Here is a 26,288-nt window from a genome sequence, read left to right as displayed (position 1 = left end):
CATAATGAAAATTGATTCATTGTTAACTAACCCAGCCTCATTTTTGGATAAGCGTCCAATAGTTAATCCGGTTTCACCTGCGAAGACATCTTTTTCTGCCATGTTGGGAGAAGCTTTGCAAAGCGCTAACAATACCATTGTTCAATCAGAGAACATGTCTGAAAAAATTGCCACAGGGGAAATCAAGAATATTCATGATGTCACGATTGCTGCCCAAAAGGCAGAAATTGCTCTCCAGCTGACCACCCAAGTAAGAGATAAAGTAGTGGAATCCTATCAAGAAATCATGAGAATGCAAGTATAATGAACTGCTTAGTTTTAACACGAAAGCTGGTGAACTATGACTTATGAAAGAAAAAATTGCTGATGTTAGGGAAAAAATCGTTCAGTTTTGGAAGAATACCAGCAAGAAAAGTAAATTCTTCTACATTGGTACCTTTTTGGCGTTAATCGCGGTTTTTTGCTTTGTTTTTTTCTATCTATTAAAACCGAATTATGTACCACTTTATACTAATACTTTAAGCCAGAAAGAAATCGGTGAGATTAAAGGAGTTTTAGAAAAACAAGGGTTCACAGACTATAAGATTGCCAATAATGGTACACAAATTCTTGTTCCAAAAGAGTCTGCTCCCGACTTAATTGTCAATTTAGCCTCTGAAGGATTGCCCAAAAGCGGTCCGATTAGTTTTACAGAACAAACCCAGAACCTGAAGTTTGGCGTAACACAACAGGAATTAGACGTCATCGAACGAGAAACGATTCAGAAACAATTAGCGAATTTAATGACCAAGATTAGCGGTGTAAAAGGTGCCGAGGTTATGATTACCATGCCGCAGGACAGTGTCTTTATTCGACCAGAGAAAGAGGACAAAGCAAGTGCCTCTATCATTGTTGACTTAGAACCAGGCACGGAACTAGAACAGGGGCAGATCAAATCCCTTTACTTCTTAGCTTCCAAAAGTATTCCTAATCTACCGCAAGAAAATATTGTGATTACCGATCAATACGGTCAGCTTTTAACGCTAAATGATTCGGAGGATGAAGGTTCTTTTGTGGGGGTTGGCAGTTACGAAAGTCAAAGAAATATTAAACAAAAAGTAGAAGCTGATATTCAGCGCAGTATTCAGCAGATGCTGGGGACCATGCTAGGGAAGGATAAAGTCTACGTTCAGACCTTTGCTAAGCTGAATTTTGATAAGGTCAAAACACAGCAAAGCCTAGTGGAACCTGCCACCAAGGATCCTAAGGATGGAACAGAGCAAGGAATCGCCGTTAGTGTGGAGAAAATCAGTAAAGAATACAGCGGCAAAGGAACACCAGCTGCCGGAGGAGTAGACGGGACTGGTCAAGGCGATGTCCCGGCTTACGCCAGCAGCGGTGATGCCGGCAATAATGATTACAAGGAAACGCAGGATCGAGTCAACTACGAGGTCAATCGAATTACAAAAGAGATTGTCCAAAGTCCGTATACAATAGATGATTTAACGATCAACGTCGGGGTGGAACCTCCTAACCCAAAAAATCCAGGTTCATTAACACCGGCAACACAAGATAACATCCGCAATATCATTTCAAATGTCGTGCGAACGGCAATTGGTGCCAATACCGGAATTACAGATGCGGATATAAACAAGCGCATCACTGTATTTCCAAGAGAGTTTACAGGAAAAATGGCGGCAGCCACACCAAAGGACACTGAGTCACAAAAGCAATCTTATTTAAATTATATCTTAATCGGGCTTGCGGCTTTAGCCTTACTAGCCGGTGGAATTCTTTTAGGGAGATGGATGAAACGGAAAAAAGATGAAGATCTTGATCCATTCTCTGAATACCTAGAAGCAAAAAATATTAAGGAATTTGAAGAAGAGACAACGAAAAAGAACAACGTTCAAAATGAAATTAATCAATTAGCGGGTAAAAATACGGAGGAATTCGTTGATCTGCTGCGCTACTGGTTAAAGGACGAAAAGGAGGGGTAATATGCGCAAGTTAACGGGGCTTCAAAAAGTGGCCATCCTCTTGGTTTCATTAGGAAAAGAAGGATCATCAACGGTCTATAAACATTTGAAAGAAGACGAAATAGAATTATTAACGAAAGAAATCGCCAATCTTCAATGGATTGATTCAAAAGTGAAAGAAGAAGTTTTAGATGAATTTTATAAAATGGCTTCGGAGCGGAATGTCGTTTCCAAAGGCGGCGAACATTTTGCTAAGGATTTACTGGCTCTTTCGTTTGGTGAAGAGAAGGCCAATGAAATGCTGACTCGCACAACCGAAAAAAATCAAAAGAAGCCTTTTTACTTTGCACATAGGGCCGAACCAGTTCAGATTTTAAACCTTTTGCAATATGAAAACTCACAAACAATTGCGCTGGTATTATCCTATCTGGATGCACAGAAAGCATCAGCCATCCTGTCTGCTTTTCCACAAGAAAAGCAAACGGATATTGCCACGAAAATTGCTTTAATGGACACCGTGTCACCGGAAGTCATTCGTCAGGTTGAAGAAGTGCTGCAGGAGAAACTGGCAACCACATCCTCACAGGATTATACAGTAAATAATGGAATTGACAACATTGTCAACATCCTAACAAGTGTAGACCGTGGGACCGAAAAACATATCTTGGAATCCTTATCACAGGAAAGTCCGAGCTTGGCAGAGGAAATCAAAGGAAAGATGTTTATCTTTGAAGATATAGCTCTACTAGATCATCACTCGATTCAACGGATTCTCCGCGATGTCGACAGCGAAGACTTGTATTTAGCTTTAAAAATTGCCAGTGAGGATTTAAAAGAAGTCATTTATAAAAACATCTCGAAAAGACGGGCAGAATTACTTGAAGAACAAGGCAAATACGATCAGCCTGTCCGCCTGAAGGAAGCAGAGGAAGCACAGGGCCGTATCGTAAGAATTGTCCGTAAGTTAGAAGAAGAGGGCTCCATCATGATTGAGAGGAGAGGTGGAGAGGCTGTTGTCGTCTAAGATTGTTAAATCAACATCGCTCCCACCTGTCATTGATAGCAAACTTTTCCTGTCAATAAAGAGAGGAAATGTCGATCCAGCTCATTCCGCGCAAAACGATCAAACAACCGAAGAACTTTTACAACAGGCGGAAGAGCAAGCGGCTGCGATTCTGAAGAATGCACAGGAACAAAGCTCACTTGAAAAGGAAAAAGCAGCAATGGAGCTTGAAAACTGGACACGTGCCCAGCAAGAAAAGGTAACCCAAGAGCTGGAAGAAATCAAACGTCAAGGGTGGAACGAAGGTTACGCTCAAGGGCTGCAGGAGGCAGAAAAGGAATACACCGCTAAAATCGAATTGGCAAAAGAGATATTAGAAAAGGCTTATAAAGAGAAAAAGGAAATTATTCAAGAATCGGAACCATTTGTCATCGAATTATCGGTGCAAATTGCCGCTAAAATAATTCAAGAAGAATTATCAACAAAACCAGACATACTGATTGGCATGATTAAACAAAATCTGGTCTATTCCAATGAACGCTCTACGATTTCGATTTGTGTCAGTCCAGACGATTATTCATTTGTTCAAAACCAACGGACACAGTTACTAGAATCGTTGGAAGGTCAAATCGAAGTGAAAATTTTACCAGAGCACTCGATCGAAAAAGGCGGCTGTGTGATCCGCACTTCGTATGGAAGTATTGACGCCCGCATTGATGTCCAGCTAAAAGAAATTAAGCAAGCATTGCTGAAAACCTTAGAGGATGATTTGTATGAAGAAAATGCTGGAGATTGATAAGTATTTACAAACGTTGCAGACCATTAACCCGATCAAGATTAATGGAAAAGTCACACAGGTCATCGGTCTCACGATTGAGTCACAAGGTCCAGACGTAAGGATGGGGGATGTTTGTCAAATCTATCCGTCTAGTCATGAACCTCCTTTAGAGGCAGAGGTGGTCGGCTTTAAAGGGAATCGAGTTCTGTTAATGCCATTAGGAGAAATTGTTTCAATTGGCCCAGGCTGTGAGGTTGTTGCTACAGGGAAACCATTGACCGTGAAAGTAGGTATGGAGCTTTTAGGGAAGGTTTTAGACGGTTTAGGCAAGCCGATGGATGAAAGTCCACTGCCGTCAGGATTAATCGAGGTTGTGACCAACAACAATCCCCCCAATCCCTTGAAACGGCCTAGAATCTATCAGCCCTTGAATGTGGGGGTCCGTTCGATTGATGGGCTGTTAACGATTGGCAGAGGGCAGCGGGTCGGCATCTTTGCGGGAAGCGGCGTCGGAAAAAGTACGTTACTTGGCATGATTGCACGGAACACGAGTGCGGATGTTAATGTAATTGGACTGATTGGAGAACGGGGCAGAGAAGTGCTTGATTTTATCGAAAGAGACTTAGGGAAAGAAGGGTTGGAAAAATCAGTTGTGGTGGTGGCTACCAGTGATCAGCCTGCCTTAGTTAGGATCAAGGGCGCAGTGATCGCGACCACGATTGCTGAATTTTTTAGAGATCAAGGCTTGAGTGTCAATCTGATGATTGATTCGGTCACCCGTTTCGCGATGGCGCAAAGAGAAATTGGCCTCGCGATTGGTGAACCGCCCACGACAAAGGGATATACGCCTTCCGTTTTCGCGATGCTGCCCAAGCTGTTAGAGCGGGCAGGGACAGGGCCGAAGGGAGAAATTACTGCCCTTTATACGGTCTTAGTCGACGGTGACGATATGAATGAACCAATTGCTGATACAGTTAGAGGGATTTTGGATGGACACATAGTGTTAGATCGAAAATTAGCTCAGCTTGGGCACTTCCCTTCGATTAACATCTTAAATAGTGTTAGCCGTGTTATGAAGGACATTTCGACTCCTGAACATCTTCATGCCGCGCAGACTATCAAGCAATACATGGCCGTTTATCAAGAAGCTGAGGATTTAATTAAAATTGGGGCCTATAAACAGGGGACAAACCCGGAAATTGATTTATCGATTAAGTATAAGGGTTGGATTGATAACTTCTTAAAGCAAGGAGTCAATGAACCATCCCACTTAGAACATTCCATACAAACAATGATTCAGCAATTTGGGGAGATGGTTAAATGAGTTTTCAATTTCGCTTTGAAAAAATCGTAACGATGAAAGAGAAAGAAACAAAATCGGCCTTTCATGAAATGAATGTGATTAAAACCATTAAAGAAACAGCCGAACATCAATTGCTTGAATTGGTAGAGAAAAAAGACCGTTATATCCAAGACTATCAGACGATGATGCGGAACTCGTTAAGCATAACCGACATACAGGAACGAGAGCAATATATCCATTTTCTAACTAAGCAAATTGAGCGACTCGGAAAAAAGGTCTGCGAGCTCAGCAAAGAGTTTACCATGAAAAAAAATCTGTTAGTAGCTAAAAACCAGGAAGAAAAGGTGTGGAGTACCTGGAGGGAAAAATCCCTCGAGGAATATACTGCAAGAATAAATAAGGAAGAACAGAATCAATTAGATGAGATGGCCGTGCTTCGCTATTATCACAATAAAAACTAGAGTAAGAAAGAGTGCATCCAAACATGAATGAGAAGCAATCAAAAAGGATTCAAACTGTCCAATTTGCCCCATTATCAGAGGGGATAAAATCCTCCAATCCAAGTAAAGAATTAAACTCGATCGATGATGTGAATCTCCAACTCATTGTTGAACTCGGCAAAACCAATATGAAGGTTAGGGACATTCTAAAAATTAAACCAGGAGTCATTATCTCAGTAGATAAGTTAGCAGGGGAACATGTGGATGTTGTCATCAACGGGTCAGCTGTCGCGGAAGCAGAAGTAGTCGTCGTCGATGAGAAATTTGCGATTCGCATCACCGATATTGTCTCGAAACAAGAACGAGAAGAAAGAATGAACGATTAGGGGTGAGAGTGTGAAGACCGGTCAACTAGGAATAAAAATCTCCCTCGCATTGGCCATCGTTTTACTGTTTTCTTTCATTCCACATCATCACGCGGCCTTTGCGAAGGAAGGGAACACGGTTTACGATGCCTATCAGAATGATCAAGGGCAGACCAATTCGGATGCCAAGCAAACCACATCAGGTGAAAGTAGTTCACTGGTACCGCAGGTAATGAAATTTATTTTCTCATTTGCTGCGATTATTATTCTATTACTCTTGTGTTTGAAATTTCTGAAGGCGAAATCGAAGCACATCGATTCAAAAGGACCCTTTTACACAATTGGCGGTCACTCGTTAGGCGGCAATCGTTCTCTGCAATTAATGATGATCGGGAAAACTTTATATATCTTAGGAGTCGGCAATGAAGTCCAGCTGCTTCGAACAATCGATCCAGGGGAAGAACAGGATTCCATTTTACAATCCCTCGTTGTGGAAACGGCAAGTAAGCATAAGCCGCGCTTCCCTTCCTTTAAAAAGAAACCAACCGAGGATTGGGAACAAACCTTTGCTTCGCAAATGAATCAGGTTCATCCAACCAGTATTCCAATCAACAAGCTTAAAGACTAATAAAAATGGCGGGAATTAAGTTGCTAAAAAAAATATGTTTGATTTTACCTTTTCTATTCATAAGCTTTCATGAAGTTAGTTATGCGGCCTTCGATGCCTCTATCCCTGGGGTGAATTTAAGCTCTGAACCAGGAGGAGTGGCCACCTCGATTAAAATCATGCTTCTCTTAACTGTTCTATCTGTGGCACCAGCGATTCTGCTGCTGATGACATCGTTTACGAGAATTGTGATTGTGTTATCGTTTGTTCGCACCTCGTTAGGCACACAGCAAATGCCGCCTAACCAAGTCATCATTGGTTTGTCCCTGTTCCTTACCATGTTTATAATGGGGCCGGTTATTTCAGATATCAACAAGGAGGCCTATCAGCCGTTTATAGATGGAAAGATGACGCAGGAGCAAGCGTTTGATACAGCAAGCAAACCAATCAAGGAATTTATGGCAAAACACACCAGGGAAAAGGACTTAAATTTATTTCTTGATTATTCTAATCAGAAAAAGCCGAAAACAATCGATGATATTCCCTTGCATGTGTTAGTTCCAGCTTATTCGATCAGTGAGTTAAAGACCGCTTTTCAAATGGGATTTATGATTTTTCTCCCTTTTCTGATCATCGATATGATCGTATCCAGCATTTTAATGGCGATGGGCATGATGATGCTGCCGCCTGTACTGATCAGCTTGCCATTTAAAATATTGCTATTTATTTTAGTCGATGGCTGGCATTTGATTGTTAAATCGTTACTCACCAGTTTTTAAATAAGAGAGGTACCATCATGACACCGGAAATGGTTATCGAAATATCAAAGCAAAGTGTGTATATAACAGGCCTAGTGGCTGCACCCATTTTAGTAATTGCTTTAGCAGTTGGCTTGATTATTAGTATTTTTCAATCTGTTACCCAAATCCAAGAGCAAACTCTCGTGTTTGTTCCGAAAATCATCGCCGTTTTTATTGGCCTATTGGTCTTTGGACCTTGGATGTTAAGGCAGTTATTAAACTTTACGGAAAACATCTTTGGCAATTTGTCTCAGTTTGTTGGGTAGCCCATTGTGATGGAATGGTTAAATGAATTGCCTGTATTTCTACTTATTTTGGTTCGGATTTCTTGTTTTTTTATCACAGCACCTATTTTTATGTCGAGATCCATTCCAATACCTTTTAAAATAGGACTCTCTTTTTTCCTAGCTGTGATTGTCACTATTTTAACCGGTCAAGAAAGTATGACTGCCTTCTCAGCCGCATATGTGATCCTTGTTATGAAGGAAGCGATTGTCGGTCTAGGTTTAGGCTTCATTGCTTCGATCATGTTTTATGCGATTCAGCTAGCCGGCACCTTGATCGATTTGCAGAGTGGTTTTGCAATGGGGGCGGTATTCGACCCGCAATCAGGTACAAACGTTAATTTAACAGGAAGGCTAAAAAATGCCATTGCCACCTTGTTTCTATTTTCGCTTGATGGACATCATTTACTCATTCAGGGTGTACTGGAAAGCTATCAATGGGTACCGGTAAATGCACTTGTGCCTGCCTTAATCGATGGCAGAATGTCTTCGGTTTTACTTGAAACGTTTAAAAACTCGTTTATCATTGCCTTTTTACTAGCAGCGCCGATTGTATTTACCTTATTTTTAGTGGATTTGGTACTGGGTATTATCGGAAAAACATCACCGCAAATCAATCTGATGGTAGTCGGCTTTTCAGTGAAAATTGGCGTATATTATCTTGTATTATTATTAGCACTGCCTGGCTTTTTCCTGCTGCTCCATCGTTTGTTTGCCAATATGTTCGATGCAATCAGTCAGATGATTCGCATGATGGGAGCATCTTTATGAGGGAAAATCAGCCATTTTTACTTCAACTAGATTTACAATTTTTCGCTGGAGAAAAAACAGAAAAGGCGACGCCTCAGAAAAGACGGGAAACAAGGAAAAAAGGTCAAGTAGCCAAAAGTATCGAGGTATCGTCTTCCTTCATGCTGCTATCGTTTTTTATGTTTCTGCTCTTTTATGGAAAATATTTTGGGACGAATATTCTCGTTTTGATTCGCGATCTTTTTACTTCCTATCTATTACTTGATTTAACGGAGGCAAGTACACACAAACTGTTTTTCGATCTAACGGTACTTACCATTAAACTCGTTTTGCCCATTCTGCTCCTCTTGTTTGTGGTCGGATTATTGGCAAATTATTTACAAATTGGCTTTTTGTTTACAACGGAAAATTTGAAATTTGATTTTAAAAAGGTCAACCCACTTGAAGGAGCGAAACGGATTTTTTCGATGAGGTCGATTGTCGACTTGCTTAAAAATGTCTTGAAAATCGTCCTGATTGGCTGGACAGCCTACTTTTTATTAAACAAAGAGATCGGGACCTTTTTGCAGCTTACCCAAATGGGCATTACACAAATCATTGAATTTCTCTTTAATGTCATTATCAAAATTGGCATATCTACTTCTGCTGTGTATGTCGTTTTAGGTGCAGCCGATTTTCTCTATCAAAAATATGATCATGAGAAGAAAATGAAGATGTCATTACAAGAAATAAAGGATGAACATAAGAAAAGCGAAGGTGACCCTTTGGTAAAGGGGAAAATCAAAGAATTACAAAGAGCGATGTCGCTAAACAGAATGATGTCTGATGTGCCAAACGCAGATGTCATCATTACCAATCCAACCCACTATGCGATTGCCATTTCTTATGATGCCAATGATGGAAAGGCACCGGTAGTCATTGCAAAGGGTGTTGACTTTATGGCCCAAAAAATCAAAGAAATCGCCAAAGCACATGGCATCATATTAACCGAAAATAGGCCTTTAGCCAGGGCTTTATATGCCAATGTGGAGATTGGCCAAGAAATTCCTGAGGAATTGTTTAAAGCAGTCGCTGAGATCCTCGCCTATGTTTATCGCTTAAAAGGAAAATTCTAAGTCTTTCAGGGAATAAGGTGGAAAAATGAAGTTAAAAGAAATTTCCGTATTACTTGCTGTTTTACTCATCGTTGTCATGATGGTCATCCCATTGCCTACGATTCTATTAGATATTTTACTCATTATAAATATCTCACTATCGATTACGATCTTGCTCGTTGGGATGAATACAAAGGAACCGTTAGATTTCTCCATTTTTCCGTCTTTATTGCTGTTAACGACACTCTTTCGCTTAGCGTTAAATGTATCCACCACCCGTTCCATCCTTTCAAATGGGGATGCTGGACATGTGGTCGCAACCTTTGGGGAGTTTGTCATCGGCGGGAATCCCGTCATTGGGTTTATCATCTTTCTAATCCTCGTGATTATTCAATTCTTGGTTATTACGAAGGGATCAGAACGGGTCGCCGAAGTCGCAGCACGGTTTACCTTAGATGCCATGCCCGGTAAGCAAATGAGTATCGATGCCGATTTAAATGCCGGTCTTATTAGTGAAAAAGATGCACGAGCTCGAAGGGAAAAGGTATCGCATGAAGCTGATTTTTACGGGGCCATGGATGGTGCCAGCAAGTTCGTAAAAGGCGATGCCATTGCCGGAATTATCATTTTGTTCATCAATGTCATCGGCGGTTTCATCATTGGAATGACGATGATGGGGATGGATTTTGCCTCGGCAGCGAATACCTTTACCTTGCTGTCTGTCGGGGATGGGCTGGTAAGTCAAATACCGGCACTGTTAATTTCAACCGCAACAGGAATTATTGTGACAAGAGCAGCCTCTGATGGCAGCTTAGGCGATGACTTAACTCGGCAATTATTTGCCTATCCAAAGTTAATTTATGTTGTGGCTGGCTGTATTGCCTTATTTGGCTTAGTTACGCCAATTGGAATTTTATTAACATGGAGTATTGCTGGTCTGCTCATATTTGCAGCCTATAAAATGCAAAAAGCAAAAGATAAAGAGGCAGAAGAATTAGAAGAACTTCCAGATCTGCCTGTTACAGAAGAGAATAGTCCCGAAAATGTGCTGAATCTGCTTCAAGTGGATTCGTTGGAATTTGAATTTGGATTAGGCCTGATTCCATTAGCAGATGCCACGCAGGGCGGGGATATTTTAGACCGAGTGATTGCTATTAGAAAACAAATTGCCCTTGAATTAGGGTTAGTCATCCCAATCATCCGGATTCGAGACAATGTTAATTTAGAGTCGAATGCTTACGTGATTAAGCTAAAAGGAAATGAGATCGCCAGGGGGGAGATTTTCCTCAATCATTACCTGATGCTTGTACCGGAGGAGGAAGACCATGGCATCATGGGAATTGAAACAGTCGAACCAACCTTTGGTCTCCCGGCTTTATGGATTAACGATGAGATGAAACGAAAAGCCGAAATTTTTGGCTATACCGTTGTCGACGCCACCTCCGTCATCACGACTCATTTGGCCGAGACCATCAAACGGTTTGCCCACGAGATTTTAGGCAGGGAAGAAACGAAACAACTGATTGAAAAAGTGAAGGAATCGTCTCCTTCTATTATAGAAGAACTAGTTCCATCGTTATTATCAGTGGGACAGATTCAAAAAGTATTGCAGAAGCTGTTAAAAGAGAAAGTCTCCATCCGCAGTCTGTCTGTTATCCTAGAAACCCTTGCCGATTGGGCTGTGTTCACAAAAAATCCTGATTACCTGACCGAATATGTGAGACAGAGCCTATCAAGGCAGATTACCCAGCAATTAACGGTTGGAAAAATGATTCAAGTGGTAACAGTGAATGCTCAGGTGGAAAAAGTTATCAGTGAAAACCTTCAAGAAACGGAACAAGGGATTTATCTTACCCTAGATCCACAAACGATTCAGCAATTGGTCATGGCCCTGAATGATACCATTCAGCAGGTGGTCAGGGTGGGAATCCAGCCGATTATCATGACCTCACCGACAATTCGCATGTATATGAAGCAGATTGTGGAACGGATAAACGAAGATATCCCTGTCATTTCGTTTAACGAATTAGAATCAGATGTAGAAGTTCAGAATATCGGCGTTGTTCATTTTCAAGATGGAGTGGTTCCTGCATGAAGATTAAAAGATATATCGTAGATAGCTTACCGCAAGCCGTTCAGCAGATTCGGCTGGAACTAGGCGAATCTGCTGTCATACTCAATACGAAGGAAACGAAAACAGGCGGGTTTCTCGGTCTGTTTAAACGGAAGCAGCTGGAAGTGATTGCAGCCTCAGAGGCCACTGAGCCAAAGGCCGTCGCTCCCGCTGCGGATGTTGAGGTCAAAAGGGAACCGGGAGAATCGGAAGTTCTGCAACGCCTCGACCAGATGGAGCAGCTCCTTGGGAGGTTTGTTAAACTTCAACACCCCTTGCCGCCGCAAATTCCTTCCACATTAGCTAAATGGCAAAAACAGCTTATAGACCAAGAGGTCGATGAGGAAGTCGTTCAATATATTCTTAAAAAGATTAGTGCTCAATACCCGGTTATCGACCAGCTAACAGATGACGAAGTGGCGGATATCATTCTGCGTACGTTAACGAAGCTTTTTCAAGATGGCATCGCCCCAGAAGGATTAGATCCCAATGCGACGTTGATCACACTCATCGGTCCGACAGGAGTCGGCAAAACAACTACGATTGCGAAGCTTGCCTCCAGACAGGTGTTATTTCAGCGAAAGAAGGTTGGCTTTTTAACAGCTGACACCTTTCGGATTGCGGCGATTGAGCAGCTCAAGACCTATGCCACTATTTTAAATATCCCGATTGAGGTCGTCGAGAGTCCTGACCAGCTTTCCCAATCGTTGCTGAATTTAAAGAATTGTCAAATGATCTTTATGGATAGCGCTGGCCGAAATTATCTCGAAGAGCAATATATCGGAGAAATCAATGAGTTTTTGTCTCAAGCCTTAAAGCAAGAAAATCATCTGGTCCTCAGTATGACCTCCAGGTGGAAGGATATGAAGCAAATTGTTGATAAAATGAAATCCGTTCAGATTGATCGAGTGATTCTAACAAAGTGGGATGAAAGCACCTGTTACGGGGCCGCCCTTAATCTCGTATATCACTATCCATACCCATTATCGTTTATTAGTTTGGGACAAGGGGTCCCCGAAGACATCATGTTGGCAAATGCGGATTATATGGCTAAAAAGATCATGGGAGTAGATGAAGATGAAACAGGATCAAGCACAAAAGCTGCGAGAATTGTATCAGCGATTTAATGATGATCAACACGAAAAAAAGACGAAGGTTGTCTCGATTACAAGCGGAAAGGGGGGAGTTGGCAAATCTAATTTTGCCGTAAACTTTGCCCTTAGCCTGATAGAATCAGGTCAAAAGGTGGTCTTGATTGATCTGGATATTGGCATGGCTAACCTGGAAATTTTATTAGGAATGAATCCAGCCTATCATCTGATAGATATGGTGAATAATAAAAAAACCATTTGGGATGTGATCGAAACTGGGCCCAATGGATTAGAACTTATCTCCGGGGGGAGCAGCTTTACGGAAATCTTAGATTTAAGTGATCAAGACACCGACTATTTATTTTCGGAGCTTGGAAAACTGCAGGGCTATGCCGATATTGTTTTGTTCGATACAGGTGCAGGCCTTTCAAAAGAATCACAGCGGTGCCACTTAGCAGCCGATGAAATTATATTGGTGACAACACCAGAGCCAACAGCGATTACCGATGCTTATTCCGTGATTAAAATATTGCATCACCAAGATGCCAGCCTAAATGTCCGTTTGGTGGTGAACCGAGTGGCCAACTCTAAGGAAGGAATAGCGATTGCCAATAGAGTGCGCTTAGTAACAAAAAAGTTTTTAGAAAAAGAGATTGATATTCTTGGATTTATTCCCAATGATGCGCTTGTATTTCAAGCTGTCCTGGCCCAAATGCCTTTTTTATTGAAATATCCCAAATCTCAAGCGGCAAAATGGATGAAGGACATTGTCAAGATCTATTTAAATGTTGAAACAAAAAGCAATCCGATTTCTGGAATTAAAGGGTTTATCCAAAAGATTTCCGGATTTGCAAAAATATAGTTAGGATACAGTCTCAATAGAAGGAGGGGGAACGTTTTTGAGTCAACAGTTGGAAGAAAAGATGTTTGATCAATATCTGCCATTAGTCAAAAAAATAGTTAAAAATATGAAGAGAAATCTTCCACATCATGTGGAAGAAGATGAACTCCTGTCGTTTGGAATGCTGGGCTTATTAGATGCCTTTCGTAAATATGACAAGAAAGAAAATGTGAAATTTGAAACGTATGCTACCCAAAGAATACGTGGCGAAATTTATGATGGCCTTCGCCGACTCGACCCCCTGCCGAGGACGTTAAGAAAAAAGGAAAAAGAGGTCAGGCATGCCTTTCAATTTTTAGAGCAGCATTTATTTAGACAACCCAGCATCAAGGAAGTTAGTGATTATTTACAAATAAGTGAAACCGAATGTAAGGAAATTATGGTGCAAGCTTCATTTGAAAAACAAGAGTCGTTAAATGAACCGATTGAGAACAACGGCGAGAGTCAATTAAAGATAGAATTAATTTCGGATCCTTCTATCATGGAGCAATCGACGATTGTCGAGGAGAAAGAGCAGAAACAATACTTAATGTCGCTCATTGATGAACTGCCTGAGCGAGAAAGAATCATTCTTTCACTAATTTATAATGAAAATTTAAGTATGAGTGAAGTGGGAGAGGTTTTAGGCCTTCATAAATCAAGAATCTCACAGCTCCATTCTAAAATCCTACAAAAGTTGAAAAAGGTTATGGAAAAAGAAATCATATGATGGGGAGGGTGTCTCGTGAGACATCCTCCCTATTTTTGGGTAAACGATTATAGGAAAAAGGTCGTTATTAAAAAAGTAGACTTTAACGAGCAGTAATCTGTAATCTTTGATTATTTAAGGGGTATAGGCAATGACATTAAAGCAAGTAAAATTGACTCCAATACAAGAAAAGGCAAATATGATTCAGCAGTCTTCCTATCGAATTAACATCAAGTATCCTTTTGAATCGGAGATGACGCTGATTAATCCGCAAGAAATAGTAGTGGAAACGGACAATACGCTAGTGTGTATAGAAAATATTGGTCCAGGCGGGTTGAGGTTTTTATCTAATCTACAATTAGAAGAGGACCAAGAGCTGATTTATTCTATCGAATCAGCCATTCTTGAAGAAATGATTCATCTCCCTGGAGAAATTATCTGGAGTCAAGAATTGTCTGCCGGCTTATACCAATATGGTGTTCAGTTTCATTTACCAGAAACCTCCCGAACGTTTGTCACTGACCTCCTAAATGACTATTTAGAGAAGTACTTTAGCCGGGCAGAATGGTAGTTTTCCTCCACCATTTTCAGAACCACTCATAAAGTATAGAAGTCTTTTGTATTTTTTTGGCATGAAGTTTGGTAATATAAATATAGTTTGTGCTCAAAAAAAAGGAGAGATTAAATCAATGGCAATTTTAGTAACGGGCGGTGCCGGTTATATTGGCAGTCATACATGTGTTGAGTTGCTTAAGGCTGGCCACGAGGTTATTATCCTTGACAATTATTCAAATAGTAAGCCTGAATCTTTGCAGAGAGTGAAGGAGCTTTCAGGTAAAGACTTTACGTTTTATGAAGTAGATTTACTTGACCGTGATGAGCTCGACAGAGTGTTTGCTGAAAATGAAATCGATGCAGTCATTCATTTTGCCGGGTTAAAAGCCGTGGGGGAATCTGTCTCGATACCACTACATTATTATCAAAATAATATTACAGGGACGCTCATTCTTTGTGAGGTCATGAAAAAATATGACGTAAAGAAGCTAGTGTTCAGTTCTTCAGCGACGGTATACGGCATGCCTGACCGGGTGCCGATTTCAGAAGATTTTCCGCTAAGTGCAACGAATCCATATGGCCGGACAAAGCTTTTTATTGAAGAGATTTTACGCGATTTATATGTTGCCGACCAGGACTGGAGTATTGCCTTGCTCCGCTATTTTAATCCGATTGGGGCCCATGAAAGCGGCCGGATCGGTGAGGACCCAAATGGAATTCCCAACAATTTAATGCCGTTTATTACGCAGGTTGCGGTTGGCAAATTGAAAGAATTGCAAGTGTTTGGAAATGACTACCCAACCGTTGATGGTTCAGGGGTAAGGGACTATATCCATGTCGTCGACCTTGCGCTGGGCCATTTAAAAGCACTTGAGAAAGTCCTGTCTGCAAAGGGTGTAGAAGCTTATAATCTTGGAACGGGTACAGGTTATAGTGTATTAGAAATTGTCGAGGCGTTTGAAAAGGCATCAGGCGAGCACGTTCCTTTTAAAATTGTTGATAGACGACCTGGCGATGTTGCCATTTGCTATGCCGACCCGTCAAAGGCGAAAAACGAGTTAAATTGGGAGGCTACCAGAGGAATTGCCGAAATGTGCCGCGATTCTTGGAAATGGCAAAAAAATAATCCAAACGGGTATGGTTCAGACCCAAACTCCGCTAATTAGGGGGATATCCATGCCGAAAATGAAAGAAGTCCTAACACCGTTTAAGCTGCTAGGTATTAAATATTTTAAAGACGAGGAAGGTCTTTATTATAAAAAAGTAGGGGGCGGTCACCGTAAACCGGTGAAAAAGCCTTTCTGGAAAAGAAAAATGATGAAGCTAGGAATACCGTTGGTCATTCTTGTCATTCTTGGTTTTGCCGGCTACAAGATTGGCATGAATATGGTATCAGATAAAGTGGTCAATGAGCTGTCATCACAAATTCCTGAGAAAGATATCCAAGAATTATTAAAGGACCCTTCCATTCAGCAAGTGATTGAAGATGAAGTGGGAGCTGACAAAAAACAAGAGGTTCTTGAAAAATATGCGGTAGCAGCTACTAGCCATGGCGAAACAAATTCAACTGTGACTAACAACGAAACCCAGAAACCTGTAACAGTAAATGAAGAAAGCAATAAGGTTAAAACTAACACAGCGAGCCAACCAGCTTCTGAACAAAGTAAGTCAAGTTTACGTTTTGAATCAAGAGAAGATGTGCTAAAGTTTTTATTAACAAAATTTTCAATGGGTGAGCTAACCGATTTAGCGAAAAAGGCAAACGGCGGGATTACAGCAGAAGAAAAAAAACAAGTGAAAGAGATTGTTTTGAATCGACTTACAAAAGAAGAGTATGATGCCGTGAAAGTGTATTCCATCCTTGAATTAAGTAAGCAACCCAATTAAAATTAATGAGGGAACCAAATAAAACTTGGTTCCTTTTATTTATTTCAAGGAGAGTTATTTGAATTTTCATGCTATTATAAAGTAAATGACCTTTAGGAAAAGGGGTTTGCTATGAATATTCTAGTAACGGGCGGCGCAGGGTTTATTGGTAGTAACTTTATCCGTTATATCCTAAAAAAATATCCTGATTATAAAATTGTGAATTACGATTTGTTAACGTATGCCGGCACTTTGGAGAACTTAGCTGATATACAAGGGAATAAGCATTATGCTTTTGTGCACGGGAACATTATGAACGGTGAGTTGGTCCGGCATGTCGTGGCATCCCATCAAATTGATACAATCGTGAATTTTGCCGCGGAATCACATGTAGATCGGAGTATTTTACATCCTGGAGTGTTTGTGCAAACGAATGTGGTCGGCACGCAAACATTACTGGATGTGGCCAATGAATTTGGAATTCAAAAGTTTGTCCAAATCTCTACGGATGAAGTATATGGATCACTTGGGGAAACAGGCTATTTTTCTGAAGAATCACCGCTTTCGCCGAATAGTCCGTATGCTTCAAGTAAAGCGGGAGCGGATTTGCTTGTGCTGTCTTATTTCAGAACGTTTGGCTTAGATGTGAATATATCTCGTTGTTCTAATAATTATGGTCCGTATCAAAATCAGGAAAAATTAATCCCATTAATGATTACCCATGCTTTAGAAGGAAAACGGCTGCCGATTTATGGTGATGGCGGTAACATTCGCGATTGGATTCATGTTGAAGATCATTGCAAGGGTATTGATTTGGTGATTCATTATGGACGGGCTGGCGAGATTTATAATATTGGCGGAGATAATGAATGGACCAATAATGAAATTGTCCATCTTATCATTGAAAAATTAGGTGTATCAAAGAAATTAATTGAATACGTTCCTGACCGGCTCGGGCATGATTATCGCTATGCCAGTGATCCGATTAAAATCATGTCGGAATTAGGCTGGCAGCAGGAATATGAGTTTGAGACAGGAATTACGGAAACGATTGAATGGTATCGTGAGAATGCAAGCTGGTGGAAGAATGGGAAAAGAGTAAGGTCATGAGTTAGTGTGTTCCCCACAGGTGTAGTTTTTTTAGGATGGCTTTACGGGAGGAACCATGTTCATCTGCTTATTGGCATAGATCGCCTCAATTTCAGCAGATTGCAATAAGGCTTTTATATCTGTGGCCCGCAGCCGCATCGCTACCCCATTAAAAGCAGCTGTATATGTGTGGGTGACGGCATAAGGAATTTGCTCACTGTCTAAGTATTTTTTTATATCAGCCCGAAAGCGTTGATGACTTTTTTTTACATCTTGTTCAGCTTGTTCCAGTGTTAACGGAATCCCTTGAGTTTTTGCCCATTCAACAGCGGCTCGTGCTGGTTTGGTACGAAAATGAATGAGGATGGTAATTTCTTGATCGCTCGTTAAATCAATTTTCGGATCAATCATGATTTGGTTAGTGGCCATTGTCACAACTCCCTTATTTGGTTTTTCTATTTCGCTGGGGGGCTTTGGAAAAATAAATGCAGCGATTCCGATGGTTCCGATTAGTAGAACAATGCAAGTTAGGACTTGCTTTTTTTGCCTAAACATATCTAACCACCCTTTTTATTCAAAATGGTCCCAGGTGGTCCGTGTACACCTGGGACTTGTTTTGTTGGTTAAAGTGACTCAGCTTTAACTGTATGGCTGTCAGCATGAACCCCTTTTGAAGCAATAAAGTGTTTAATGCGTTTTAGAGCTTCTTGCAGTTCCTCCATCGAGGTGGCGTAGGAACAGCGAATGTAGCCTTCGCCGCTTTCGCCAAAGACATGACCTGGAACCACTGCCACTTTTTCCTGCCTTAACAATTCTTCGGCAAATTGTTCAGAGCTCAAGCCAGTCGACCGGATGGAAGGAAAGACATAAAAGGCGCCGCCAGGAGTATGACACTCAAGCCCCATTTGATTGAGTGTTTGCACGACATAATTTCGTCTCCGGCGATAGCTGTTCCGCATCGATTCCACTTCGTGATAAGTATTGCGAAGGGCTTCAATGGCACCGTGTTGGAGCATGTGAGGTGCACACATGGTCGTATATTGGTGGATTTTTAACATCACTTCTACAAATTCTCTAGGACCAGCAAGAAAGCCTAAGCGCCAGCCTGTCATCGCAAACCCCTTTGAAAAACCGTTTATTAAGATCGTCCGCTCGTACATTCCATCAATGGAAGCCATGCTGCTAAATTCTTCATCATAAGATAATTCAGCATAAATTTCATCGGAAACGACCAGTAAGTCATGTTTTTTGATGACTTCAGCAATCTCAACCAGTTCAGTTTTTGTTAACATACTGCCAGTTGGATTGTTTGGCGAACATAAAAGAATAGCTTTTGTTTTATCGGTAATAGCGGCTTCGATTTGTCTGGCTGTAACTTTAAAGCCGTTATCTGGTGAAGTGGCAACTGGCACAGGTGTCCCGCCAGCGCAGGCGACTAATGGGCCATAGGAGACGAAGGCCGGTTCAACGATCAAAACTTCCTCGCCTTGGTTTAACATGGCGCGAAAGGCAAGGTCAATCGCTTGGCTTGCACCGATGGTCACAATAATTTGATTACTTGGGTTATATTGAACCCCAAATCGATTAGATAGATAGTTGGTAATTTCTTCTCGTAATTCTAAGAGACCGGCGTTGGCTGTATAGGATGTAAAGCCTTGTTCGATTGAAAGAATAGTGGCTTCGCGAATACTCCAGGGTGTGACAAAGTCTGGTTCACCAACACCTAATGAAATGACGCCCTCCATACTGGCTGCCAAATCAAAAAACTTCCTAATCCCCGAGGGATGCAGTTCTTTTGCTGTTTGGGAAAGGTAGTGTGAGATCTCATGTTTCATGGTGTAACCACCATCCTGCGATCTTTATCATCGGTCCCATTGTTAAAACTTACGCCGTCATGTTTGTATTTTTTTAACATGAAATGAGTGGTGGTCGAAATTACATTCTCAATCGTTGATAATTTTTCCGAAACAAACTGAGCGATTTCATTCATGGTTTTACCTTCAACCGTAATCGACAAATCGTAAGCCCCTGACATTAAATATAAAGAAGTTACCTCAGGAAAACGGCTTATTCTTTGGGCAACCTCATCAAATCCGACCCCACGCTTTGGTGTGACTTTCACGTCAATCATTGCATTGACATTTTCTTGTCCCTCGACTTTGCTCCAGTCAATTAGGGTTGGATAGCTCATTATTATGTTGCCTTGCTCTAATTTTTCAATGGTAGCTGTAACGGTTTCCTCTGAGCACATCGCCATCAAAGCGATGGATTCAACCGGTAGTTTATGATTTTCTTCAATGATTTTTAAAATTTCAATTTCCTCACTGCTTAGCTGCATCTGGGCGGCCTCCTCAACAATATTCGCTTGCCTATTGATGATTTTAATCCTATTTGCAGTGTCTGTCACGTGATGTGGGAGAATTTTTTGTATTGTTCTGAAAAAACCGAAGGGAAAGATACCTTTTTTATTGTAACTGGGGACAGTGAGAGAGCTGCGCGTGGTAATTGTGCCCATGACTGAGAAAAAAGAGGTGTGGCGGTCATAAAAAAAGGTAATTGTGCCCGTGAGCGTGAAAAAAGAGTAACTACGGTCAAAAAAAGTAATCAGGACTCAGCGTGGCAGTGCCACAGCACGTGCATTAACCAAGTGAGCGAATTTCCTCTGCAAAAGGGAAAAGGAACGGCCGTGCATTAACCAAGTGAGCAAATTTTTTCTGCAAAGGGGAAAAGGAACACAAAAAAATCCCCACACTGGGAACTATGAAACTCTCATAATTCCCAACATAGGGCAAAAAGTATGCAATTCACAACAGTTACTCTTTCTTTACGGCTTCCGCTAATAAATCAACAATATGAACCGCCCGCATTTTTGAGGACAAGCCCTCCCGCTCTATGCCGAGCTGCATCTGTAACAAGCAGCCAGGATTGGCTGTGACAATCGTCGTCGCGTGGGTCGCTTTTGCTTGCGTCATTTTATAGTCAAGCATGACCATCGACGACTCTGATTCCACAATATTATAGATTCCCGCTGAACCACAGCAACGGTCGGCATCCTTCATTTCTTGAAAATGAACACCTTGTATCGCATTTAAAAGAGTCCTAGGGGCAGAAGCCGTTTTCATCACATTGCGAAGATGGCACGAATCCTGATAGGTAATCACCTGTGGCGGAAGCTCTAACTCTACCTTTTTATGAAAATCAATCGCTGCTAAAATCTCGGAAATGTCTTTGATCTTCTCTTTAAAGGCCTTCGCACGGTCCCGCCAAGCAGGATCATCCTTCAATAAATGATCATAATCAATTAAAAAGGCTCCGCAGCCGCCGGCATTGGTAATAATAAAATCTGCATCTAAATCTTCAAAGGCAGCAATATTTCGTTTGGCCAGCTCCTTTGCCGCGTCCTTTTCGCCGCTGTGACCATGTAGCGCCCCGCAGCAAGCCTGGTTTTTCGGAATGACAATTTCACAGCCTGCTAACTGAAGCAGCTTCATCGTCGCATCGTTTGTTTTCATGAACATCGTATCCATTAAACAGCCGCTGAAAAAAGCAACCCTGTGCACCTTTTCCACCGCAGAAACCGCTGGTAAAAATTCAGGACGATTCTTCATCTCTTTCATGGTTGGCACTTGAGGTAATACTTTTTCCATTGTTTTTAAACTTGCAGGCAACAGCCCTAAGAACCCAATTTTTCGAGCAATCGTTTGAATTCCGGAACGCTGGTAAAAACCAAGCAGACCGACTGTTTGCCGCATCCGACTTTGATGAGGAAACAACCCTTCAAACACGGTTTTTCTTACGGCCCTGACTGGCAATGAATGTTTCTTATTTTGATTAATAAAATCACGGGCGTCTTCTAATAAATGCCCATAATTCACACCGGATGGGCAGACGGGTTCACAGGCCCGGCAGCCAAGGCAGAGGTCAAGTGAACGCTCGAAATCTTCATCAGGTTCAATCAGTCCGTCGACGACAGCCTTCATTAAGGCAATTCTGCCCCGCGGCGAATGGGACTCCTTATAACCTGATTCGATATAGGTGGGGCAGGTCGGCAGGCAAAAGCCGCAGCGCATACAGTTTAATAATTCGTCCTCGTTCATTCGTGCTTTAAATTGTGCTTGAATTTTTTCTTGTTCAGCCACGGTTGTCATCTTGTCACCACCACGCGTTTCTTGCTGTCTTTCGCAAACACTTTCCCCGGATTCATAATGTTATTCGGGTCAAAGGCCATCTTAATTCCTTGCATCGCTGCGATTCCTTCTTTTTTCAGCTTCCATTCAAGATATGGGGCCTTCATCGCGCCGACTCCGTGTTCACCGGTAATCGTCCCGCCTAATTCAATTGCTCTTTCAAAAATCTCGGCGAATGCTTTTTCAACGCGTTCCATCTCTTCATGATTTCTCGCATCAGTTGCACAGGTTGGGTGAAGATTGCCATCGCCTGCGTGACCAAACGTACATATCGTCAATTGATATTTTTCGGTAATTTCGTTGATCGCTTTGACCATATTGGCAATTTCTGAACGTGGAACAGTCGCATCTTCAAGAATCGTCGTCGGCTTCAAGCGGGCAATCGCAGACAAAGCCGTACGCCTTGCAGTTGTTAAGGCATTGGCATCTTCTTCAGTAGCAGCAATTTGGATGGAGACCGCTTGTTCTTGCTTACATACTTCCGCAATCTTTTGAATATCCCGTTCGACCACCTCGCGAGGACCGTCCTGCTCTATTAACAGGACCGCCTGAACATCAGTAGGCAGGCCGATTTGCGCAAATTCCTCGACTACCTTTAAGGTCGACTGGTCCAAGAACTCCAGTGTGACGGGAATTATTTTATTGGCAATAATTTTTGAAACCGATTTAGCTGCCGCGTTGAGATCTTGGTAGAGTGCCAGCATTGTCTTCCTAGTTTCTGGCATCGGAATTAATTTAAGCGTCGCTTCCGTAATGACACAGAGCGTCCCTTCAGAGCCAACAAACAGACGAGTTAAATCATAACCAGCCACATCTTTGGCCAGCTTGCCTCCGGTACGGATGATATCACCATTCGGCAAAACCACTTCGAGGGCAATCACATAATCACGTGTGACACCATATTTGAGACCACGCAAGCCTCCTGAGTTTTCATTGATATTGCCTCCAATGGTGGAGATCTTCATCGAACTTGGATCGGGAGGATAGAACAACCCTCTCTCCTCAACCGCATGAATCAAATCAAGTGTAATCACACCAGGCTGAACGGTAATAGTGAGATTTTCCTCATCTATTTCGATGATTTTGTTCATATGTTTAAAAAGAAGAACAACGCCGCCCTCGGTCGGACATGTGCCGCCGCAAAGATTGGTGCCAGAACCTCTTGGTACAATGGGCACCTTATATTCGTTACAAACCATTAAAATCTGGGCAACTTCTTCTTTTGTACGCGGACTCACCACTGCATCCGGCATCGATTGAAAATTTGGTGTGGCATCGTATGAGTAAACTAAGCGCTCCGTTTGGGAATCAGCAAAGTTGTCTTTGGTTACAATGGATATCAGTTTTTCTTTTACTTCTGGTAAAAGCATTATGTTTCCCCCATTCCTGCCAGTAATTGATTTTAGTAAAAAAGACTTCGCTTGGACAAAGCGCAGCTTTGACTATGCAAACGCTTTAAAAATAGTATAAAGGACTTTGCAAGAAAATTGTTTTGAAATATTATTTCATAAAACATATAATAATTATAAAATATTAATTCAAAAGGAGCAATAAAATTGAAATATCAATTATTAGCGACTGATTTGGATGGGACATTGTTGAATGCAAACAAAGAGATTGATATAGAAACCATTGAAGCTATCCATGAATACCGAAAAAGAGGTGGAAGGGTTGTGATTTGCAGCGGGCGTTCACCGCTTTCAACCCAATGGATTGCAAAAACTATTGGACTAGAGGGAGAGCCGATCATTGCGTACAACGGTGCTTTCTTATTGGATGAAAATGGCGAAATCAGCCAGCAGGCTAATTTTCAGCATGAATCCCTCCTAGCTTTTTGGGAATTATGTGAGGCAAACGGAATTTATGCTCATTTTTATGAGGGCGATACACTCCTGGTTCCAGCCGTCAATAAATGGAATGAACAATGGATTGAAAATAATATTTTATCCCTAGAGCAAACAGGTGGCACAAGCAGCGACTGTGAAGTGTTTCGCGGCAAATGCCAGGTCAAAGTTGTGGAGAATTTTTACGACTATTTTAAAAAAAATCAGCCGATGATTTCGAAAATCGCTGTTTTTGATGATGACGGAAAGCTGTCTGATTTTTCAAGGATGATTGCGGATTATGTAGGGGATATGGAGATTAGCAGCAGTTTGAATTTCCTTAATTTAGAAATATCACCAAGTGGCGTGACTAAGGCAGCGACACTTTTGAAGCTCACCGAAAAATTGGCTATCCCAATCGAACAAACCGCTGCCATCGGTGATAACTATAATGATGCGCTAATGCTTTCTGTGGCGGGGCTTGGTATCGCAATGGGAAATGCTCCAGAACCGGTCAAAGAGCTAGCGGACCGGGTGACGGGGATGAATAGTGATGCAGGAGTTGCCGAGGCGATTAGACGATATTTACTAGAATAATGATAGGAAGTTTTAACTATTATTTTAAAATGATATTTTAAAATTTATATAAAAATATTGAATTACTATTTCATTCGGACTATAATAAATTTACAGTAACCGTTTACACCTTAGAAATACGAAGCAGGAGGACAACGATACGATGAAAGAAAATCTGGAATTACTAACAACTGAGTCACGAAATGAACGTTCCATGCAAATAGATACAGCGAATCCTCAAGATATTTTGCGGATTATGAATGAACAGGACCAACTGGTGGCGCTAGCGGTAAAAGAAGTCTTACCCGATGTGGAAGCAGCCGTACAGTTTGTCTTTCAATCCTTTCAAAAAGGCGGGCGTCTCATTTATTTAGGTGCCGGAACAAGCGGGAGATTAGGGGTATTGGATGCGGTTGAATGCCCGCCCACCTTCAGCACCGATCCAGAAATGGTTCAAGGGCTTATTGCAGGTGGAGAAGGAGCATTCTTAAAAGCGGTTGAAGGGGCCGAGGATGATCCGGAACTCGGGGTCAGCGATTTGAAAGGATTGGAATTAAATGAAAATGATACCGTGATCGGCATCGCCGCCAGCGGCCGCACACCTTATGTGATTGGAGCGCTCCGCTATGCACGAAGCATTGGCGCAAAAACGGTCGCACTTTCATGTAATAAAAATGCGGCGATTAGCAAAGTGGCCGATCAAAGCATTGAAGTCATCGTCGGTCCTGAAGTATTAACGGGTTCTACTCGGTTGAAGGCAGGCACTGCTCATAAGATGATTTTGAATATGATTTCGACGTCCTCGATGATTCTTATAGGGAAGGCTTATGAAAACTTAATGGTTGATGTCCATGTAAGCAATCAAAAGTTGAAGGAACGAGCAATCGGCATCATCCGGAAAATCACCGGGGCTTCCTATCAACAGGCGTTGGAAACATTAGAAAAAGCGGACTTGCAAGTCAAGACAGCGATTGTCATGATCAAAACAAGTACTTCTAAACAGGAAGCAGAAAAACTGTTAACTGAAGCGAATGGATATGTGAAAAAGGCGATTGAACGTGCCGAAGGTTGATTGAGATGAAAAGGTGGTTTTAGGCGTGGCAGCAGGCGGTTTAAAAATGATTCAAAATATGCTTGAACAGCTTCCAACATCAGAGCGGAAAATTGCCCAATTTATCCTGGAAAATCCGCAAGGCGTGTTAAACAGTACGGTCAGTGAAATCGGAACCCAAGCCAAAACTAGTGGCGCAGCCGTTATCAGACTGTGTAAGTCACTGGGACTAACTGGATTTCAAGATTTAAAGGTAAGAATTGCTGGCGATTTAGTAAAACCTGCCGAACAAGGGTATCGTGATATCGAACCAGGAGAGTCCTTTTACTCGATTGTTCAAAAGACAACCAGCAATAGTATCCAGAGCATCCGTGATTCTGAGGAAATCATTAATTATGATGAATTGAAACGGGCTGTTCATACCTTATCACCTGCTCAAAATGTTCACCTTTTTGGTATTGGTGCTTCTAACATCATTGCCAAGGATGCCCAGCAGAAATTGCTGCGCATTCATAAAAATGCAACCGCTTTTACGGATACACATCTGGTTGCGGCGTTAATTGCCAATGCCAGTAAAGAGGATGTGGTGTTCGGCATCTCTCACTCTGGAGAGACTGATGAGGTCATTAAGGTGATGACATTGGCGAAAGAGCGCGGAGTAAAAACGATCAGTTTAACGAAATATGGTCAGTCTACCGTCTCGTCCATAGCGGATATCAAGCTGTTTACTTCTTATTCTGGGGAGGCACCGTTTCGAAGTGCTGCCACCTCATCGCGGCTTGCGCAATTATACATGATCGATATTTTATTTTTGGCGATGGCAACCGTTCAATATGATCAAACCATTCATTCCATTGATCAAACAAGGGAAGCCATTCGGTTTATTAAGGAAGGAAAATAAACTTTCGGGGGGTGATGTGAACAACGTACCATTCAAATTTTTCCTAAACCATACTGTCTTGGGGA

Annotated in this window: 28 protein-coding genes; 23 read left to right on the top strand and 5 right to left on the bottom strand. The window is 41.8% G+C overall.

Annotation, left to right across the window (positions count from 1 at the left end):
- Window positions 1-4 precede the first annotated feature (4 nt).
- The 20 genes from fliE (at window position 5) to rfbB (ending at window position 17,706) form a co-directional block, all read left to right on the top strand.
- Window positions 5-304, top strand: coding sequence for a flagellar hook-basal body complex protein FliE (gene fliE, locus AC4E8C_RS20745; RefSeq protein ID WP_490208520.1), 300 nt, complete (start codon window positions 5-7; stop codon window positions 302-304).
- Between the two features lie 43 nt (window positions 305-347).
- Window positions 348-1,979, top strand: a complete 1,632-nt coding sequence (gene fliF, locus AC4E8C_RS20740) for a flagellar basal-body MS-ring/collar protein FliF (RefSeq protein ID WP_490208519.1) — start codon at window positions 348-350, stop codon at window positions 1,977-1,979.
- 1 nt (window position 1,980) lies between these two features.
- Window positions 1,981-2,982 carry a flagellar motor switch protein FliG gene (gene fliG / locus AC4E8C_RS20735; RefSeq protein ID WP_490208518.1) on the top strand — a complete coding sequence of 334 codons (1,002 nt, stop codon included), beginning with the start codon at window positions 1,981-1,983 and terminating at the stop codon, window positions 2,980-2,982.
- A complete protein-coding gene (locus AC4E8C_RS20730; RefSeq protein WP_490208517.1) occupies window positions 2,972-3,757 on the top strand; it encodes a FliH/SctL family protein in 786 nt (261 codons plus the stop codon). Before fliG ends, AC4E8C_RS20730 begins: the two co-directional genes overlap by 11 nt.
- Window positions 3,735-5,063, top strand: coding sequence for a flagellar protein export ATPase FliI (gene fliI / locus AC4E8C_RS20725; RefSeq protein ID WP_490208516.1), 1,329 nt, complete (start codon window positions 3,735-3,737; stop codon window positions 5,061-5,063). The genes AC4E8C_RS20730 and fliI overlap by 23 nt, the downstream gene beginning before the upstream one ends.
- Window positions 5,060-5,503 carry a flagellar export protein FliJ gene (fliJ, locus tag AC4E8C_RS20720; protein ID WP_490208515.1) on the top strand — a complete coding sequence of 148 codons (444 nt, stop codon included), beginning with the start codon at window positions 5,060-5,062 and terminating at the stop codon, window positions 5,501-5,503. Before fliI ends, fliJ begins: the two co-directional genes overlap by 4 nt.
- A gap of 23 nt (window positions 5,504-5,526) precedes the next feature.
- Window positions 5,527-5,868 carry a flagellar motor switch protein FliN gene (fliN, locus tag AC4E8C_RS20715; RefSeq protein ID WP_490208514.1) on the top strand — a complete coding sequence of 114 codons (342 nt, stop codon included), beginning with the start codon at window positions 5,527-5,529 and terminating at the stop codon, window positions 5,866-5,868.
- A gap of 10 nt (window positions 5,869-5,878) precedes the next feature.
- Window positions 5,879-6,475 (top strand): flagellar biosynthetic protein FliO, encoded by a 597-nt coding sequence (locus AC4E8C_RS20710; protein WP_490208513.1) that lies wholly within the window; start codon window positions 5,879-5,881, stop codon window positions 6,473-6,475.
- A gap of 20 nt (window positions 6,476-6,495) precedes the next feature.
- Window positions 6,496-7,233, top strand: a complete 738-nt coding sequence (gene fliP, locus AC4E8C_RS20705) for a flagellar type III secretion system pore protein FliP (RefSeq protein WP_490208512.1) — start codon at window positions 6,496-6,498, stop codon at window positions 7,231-7,233.
- A gap of 17 nt (window positions 7,234-7,250) precedes the next feature.
- The gene (fliQ, locus tag AC4E8C_RS20700) at window positions 7,251-7,520 is read left to right on the top strand and encodes a flagellar biosynthesis protein FliQ (protein WP_490208511.1); all 270 of its coding nucleotides are present in this window, start codon (window positions 7,251-7,253) and stop codon (window positions 7,518-7,520) included.
- Window positions 7,521-7,529: 9 nt separating this feature from the next.
- The gene (gene fliR, locus AC4E8C_RS20695; protein ID WP_490208510.1) at window positions 7,530-8,309 is read left to right on the top strand and encodes a flagellar biosynthetic protein FliR; all 780 of its coding nucleotides are present in this window, start codon (window positions 7,530-7,532) and stop codon (window positions 8,307-8,309) included.
- A complete protein-coding gene (flhB, locus tag AC4E8C_RS20690; RefSeq protein ID WP_490208509.1) occupies window positions 8,306-9,403 on the top strand; it encodes a flagellar biosynthesis protein FlhB in 1,098 nt (365 codons plus the stop codon). Before fliR ends, flhB begins: the two co-directional genes overlap by 4 nt.
- 25 nt (window positions 9,404-9,428) lie before the next feature.
- Complete coding sequence (gene flhA / locus AC4E8C_RS20685) at window positions 9,429-11,477, top strand: flagellar biosynthesis protein FlhA (protein ID WP_490208508.1); 2,049 nt, start codon at window positions 9,429-9,431, stop codon at window positions 11,475-11,477.
- A complete protein-coding gene (locus tag AC4E8C_RS20680) occupies window positions 11,474-12,622 on the top strand; it encodes a flagellar biosynthesis protein FlhF (RefSeq protein WP_490208507.1) in 1,149 nt (382 codons plus the stop codon). The genes flhA and AC4E8C_RS20680 overlap by 4 nt, the downstream gene beginning before the upstream one ends.
- Complete coding sequence (locus tag AC4E8C_RS20675; protein WP_490208506.1) at window positions 12,573-13,448, top strand: MinD/ParA family protein; 876 nt, start codon at window positions 12,573-12,575, stop codon at window positions 13,446-13,448. Before AC4E8C_RS20680 ends, AC4E8C_RS20675 begins: the two co-directional genes overlap by 50 nt.
- Window positions 13,449-13,485: 37 nt before the next feature.
- Complete coding sequence (locus tag AC4E8C_RS20670; protein ID WP_490208505.1) at window positions 13,486-14,196, top strand: sigma-70 family RNA polymerase sigma factor; 711 nt, start codon at window positions 13,486-13,488, stop codon at window positions 14,194-14,196.
- A 130-nt stretch (window positions 14,197-14,326) separates the two neighbouring features.
- Entirely contained in the window at window positions 14,327-14,746 is a 420-nt protein-coding gene (locus tag AC4E8C_RS20665) for a PilZ domain-containing protein (RefSeq protein ID WP_490208504.1), read from the top strand.
- A 118-nt stretch (window positions 14,747-14,864) separates the two neighbouring features.
- The gene (gene galE / locus AC4E8C_RS20660) at window positions 14,865-15,896 is read left to right on the top strand and encodes a UDP-glucose 4-epimerase GalE (RefSeq protein WP_490208503.1); all 1,032 of its coding nucleotides are present in this window, start codon (window positions 14,865-14,867) and stop codon (window positions 15,894-15,896) included.
- A gap of 10 nt (window positions 15,897-15,906) precedes the next feature.
- Window positions 15,907-16,617 (top strand): hypothetical protein, encoded by a 711-nt coding sequence (locus tag AC4E8C_RS20655; RefSeq protein ID WP_490208502.1) that lies wholly within the window; start codon window positions 15,907-15,909, stop codon window positions 16,615-16,617.
- Window positions 16,618-16,728: 111 nt separating this feature from the next.
- Window positions 16,729-17,706, top strand: coding sequence for a dTDP-glucose 4,6-dehydratase (gene rfbB / locus AC4E8C_RS20650; protein ID WP_490208501.1), 978 nt, complete (start codon window positions 16,729-16,731; stop codon window positions 17,704-17,706).
- A 30-nt stretch (window positions 17,707-17,736) separates the two neighbouring features.
- Here the strand turns inward: rfbB and AC4E8C_RS20645 are convergent, their stop codons facing one another.
- From AC4E8C_RS20645 to glcD, 5 genes are all read right to left on the bottom strand, one after another.
- The gene (locus AC4E8C_RS20645) at window positions 17,737-18,240 is read right to left on the bottom strand and encodes a protease inhibitor I9 family protein (RefSeq protein ID WP_490208500.1); all 504 of its coding nucleotides are present in this window, start codon (window positions 18,238-18,240) and stop codon (window positions 17,737-17,739) included.
- 68 nt (window positions 18,241-18,308) lie between these two features.
- Window positions 18,309-19,520, bottom strand: coding sequence for an aminotransferase (locus tag AC4E8C_RS20640; RefSeq protein ID WP_490208499.1), 1,212 nt, complete (start codon window positions 19,518-19,520; stop codon window positions 18,309-18,311).
- Window positions 19,517-20,023, bottom strand: coding sequence for an Lrp/AsnC family transcriptional regulator (locus tag AC4E8C_RS20635; RefSeq protein WP_490208498.1), 507 nt, complete (start codon window positions 20,021-20,023; stop codon window positions 19,517-19,519). Before AC4E8C_RS20635 ends, AC4E8C_RS20640 begins: the two co-directional genes overlap by 4 nt.
- 475 nt (window positions 20,024-20,498) lie before the next feature.
- Window positions 20,499-21,833 (bottom strand): (Fe-S)-binding protein, encoded by a 1,335-nt coding sequence (locus AC4E8C_RS20630; RefSeq protein WP_490208497.1) that lies wholly within the window; start codon window positions 21,831-21,833, stop codon window positions 20,499-20,501.
- The gene (gene glcD / locus AC4E8C_RS20625; protein WP_490208496.1) at window positions 21,830-23,242 is read right to left on the bottom strand and encodes a glycolate oxidase subunit GlcD; all 1,413 of its coding nucleotides are present in this window, start codon (window positions 23,240-23,242) and stop codon (window positions 21,830-21,832) included. The genes AC4E8C_RS20630 and glcD overlap by 4 nt, the downstream gene beginning before the upstream one ends.
- 186 nt (window positions 23,243-23,428) lie before the next feature.
- Between glcD and AC4E8C_RS20620 the strand changes: the two genes are divergently transcribed.
- From AC4E8C_RS20620 to AC4E8C_RS20610, 3 genes are all read left to right on the top strand, one after another.
- The gene (locus tag AC4E8C_RS20620) at window positions 23,429-24,292 is read left to right on the top strand and encodes an HAD family hydrolase (protein ID WP_490208495.1); all 864 of its coding nucleotides are present in this window, start codon (window positions 23,429-23,431) and stop codon (window positions 24,290-24,292) included.
- A gap of 142 nt (window positions 24,293-24,434) precedes the next feature.
- Window positions 24,435-25,343 (top strand): N-acetylmuramic acid 6-phosphate etherase, encoded by a 909-nt coding sequence (murQ, locus tag AC4E8C_RS20615; RefSeq protein ID WP_490208494.1) that lies wholly within the window; start codon window positions 24,435-24,437, stop codon window positions 25,341-25,343.
- A gap of 25 nt (window positions 25,344-25,368) precedes the next feature.
- Window positions 25,369-26,223 (top strand): MurR/RpiR family transcriptional regulator, encoded by an 855-nt coding sequence (locus AC4E8C_RS20610; RefSeq protein WP_490208493.1) that lies wholly within the window; start codon window positions 25,369-25,371, stop codon window positions 26,221-26,223.
- Window positions 26,224-26,288 lie beyond the last annotated feature (65 nt).

This window comes from Neobacillus sp. SRL179, assembly GCF_984799095.1.
The sequence above is the reverse complement of the archived record's forward strand: the minus strand, read 5'-3'. Positions and strand labels throughout refer to the sequence as shown.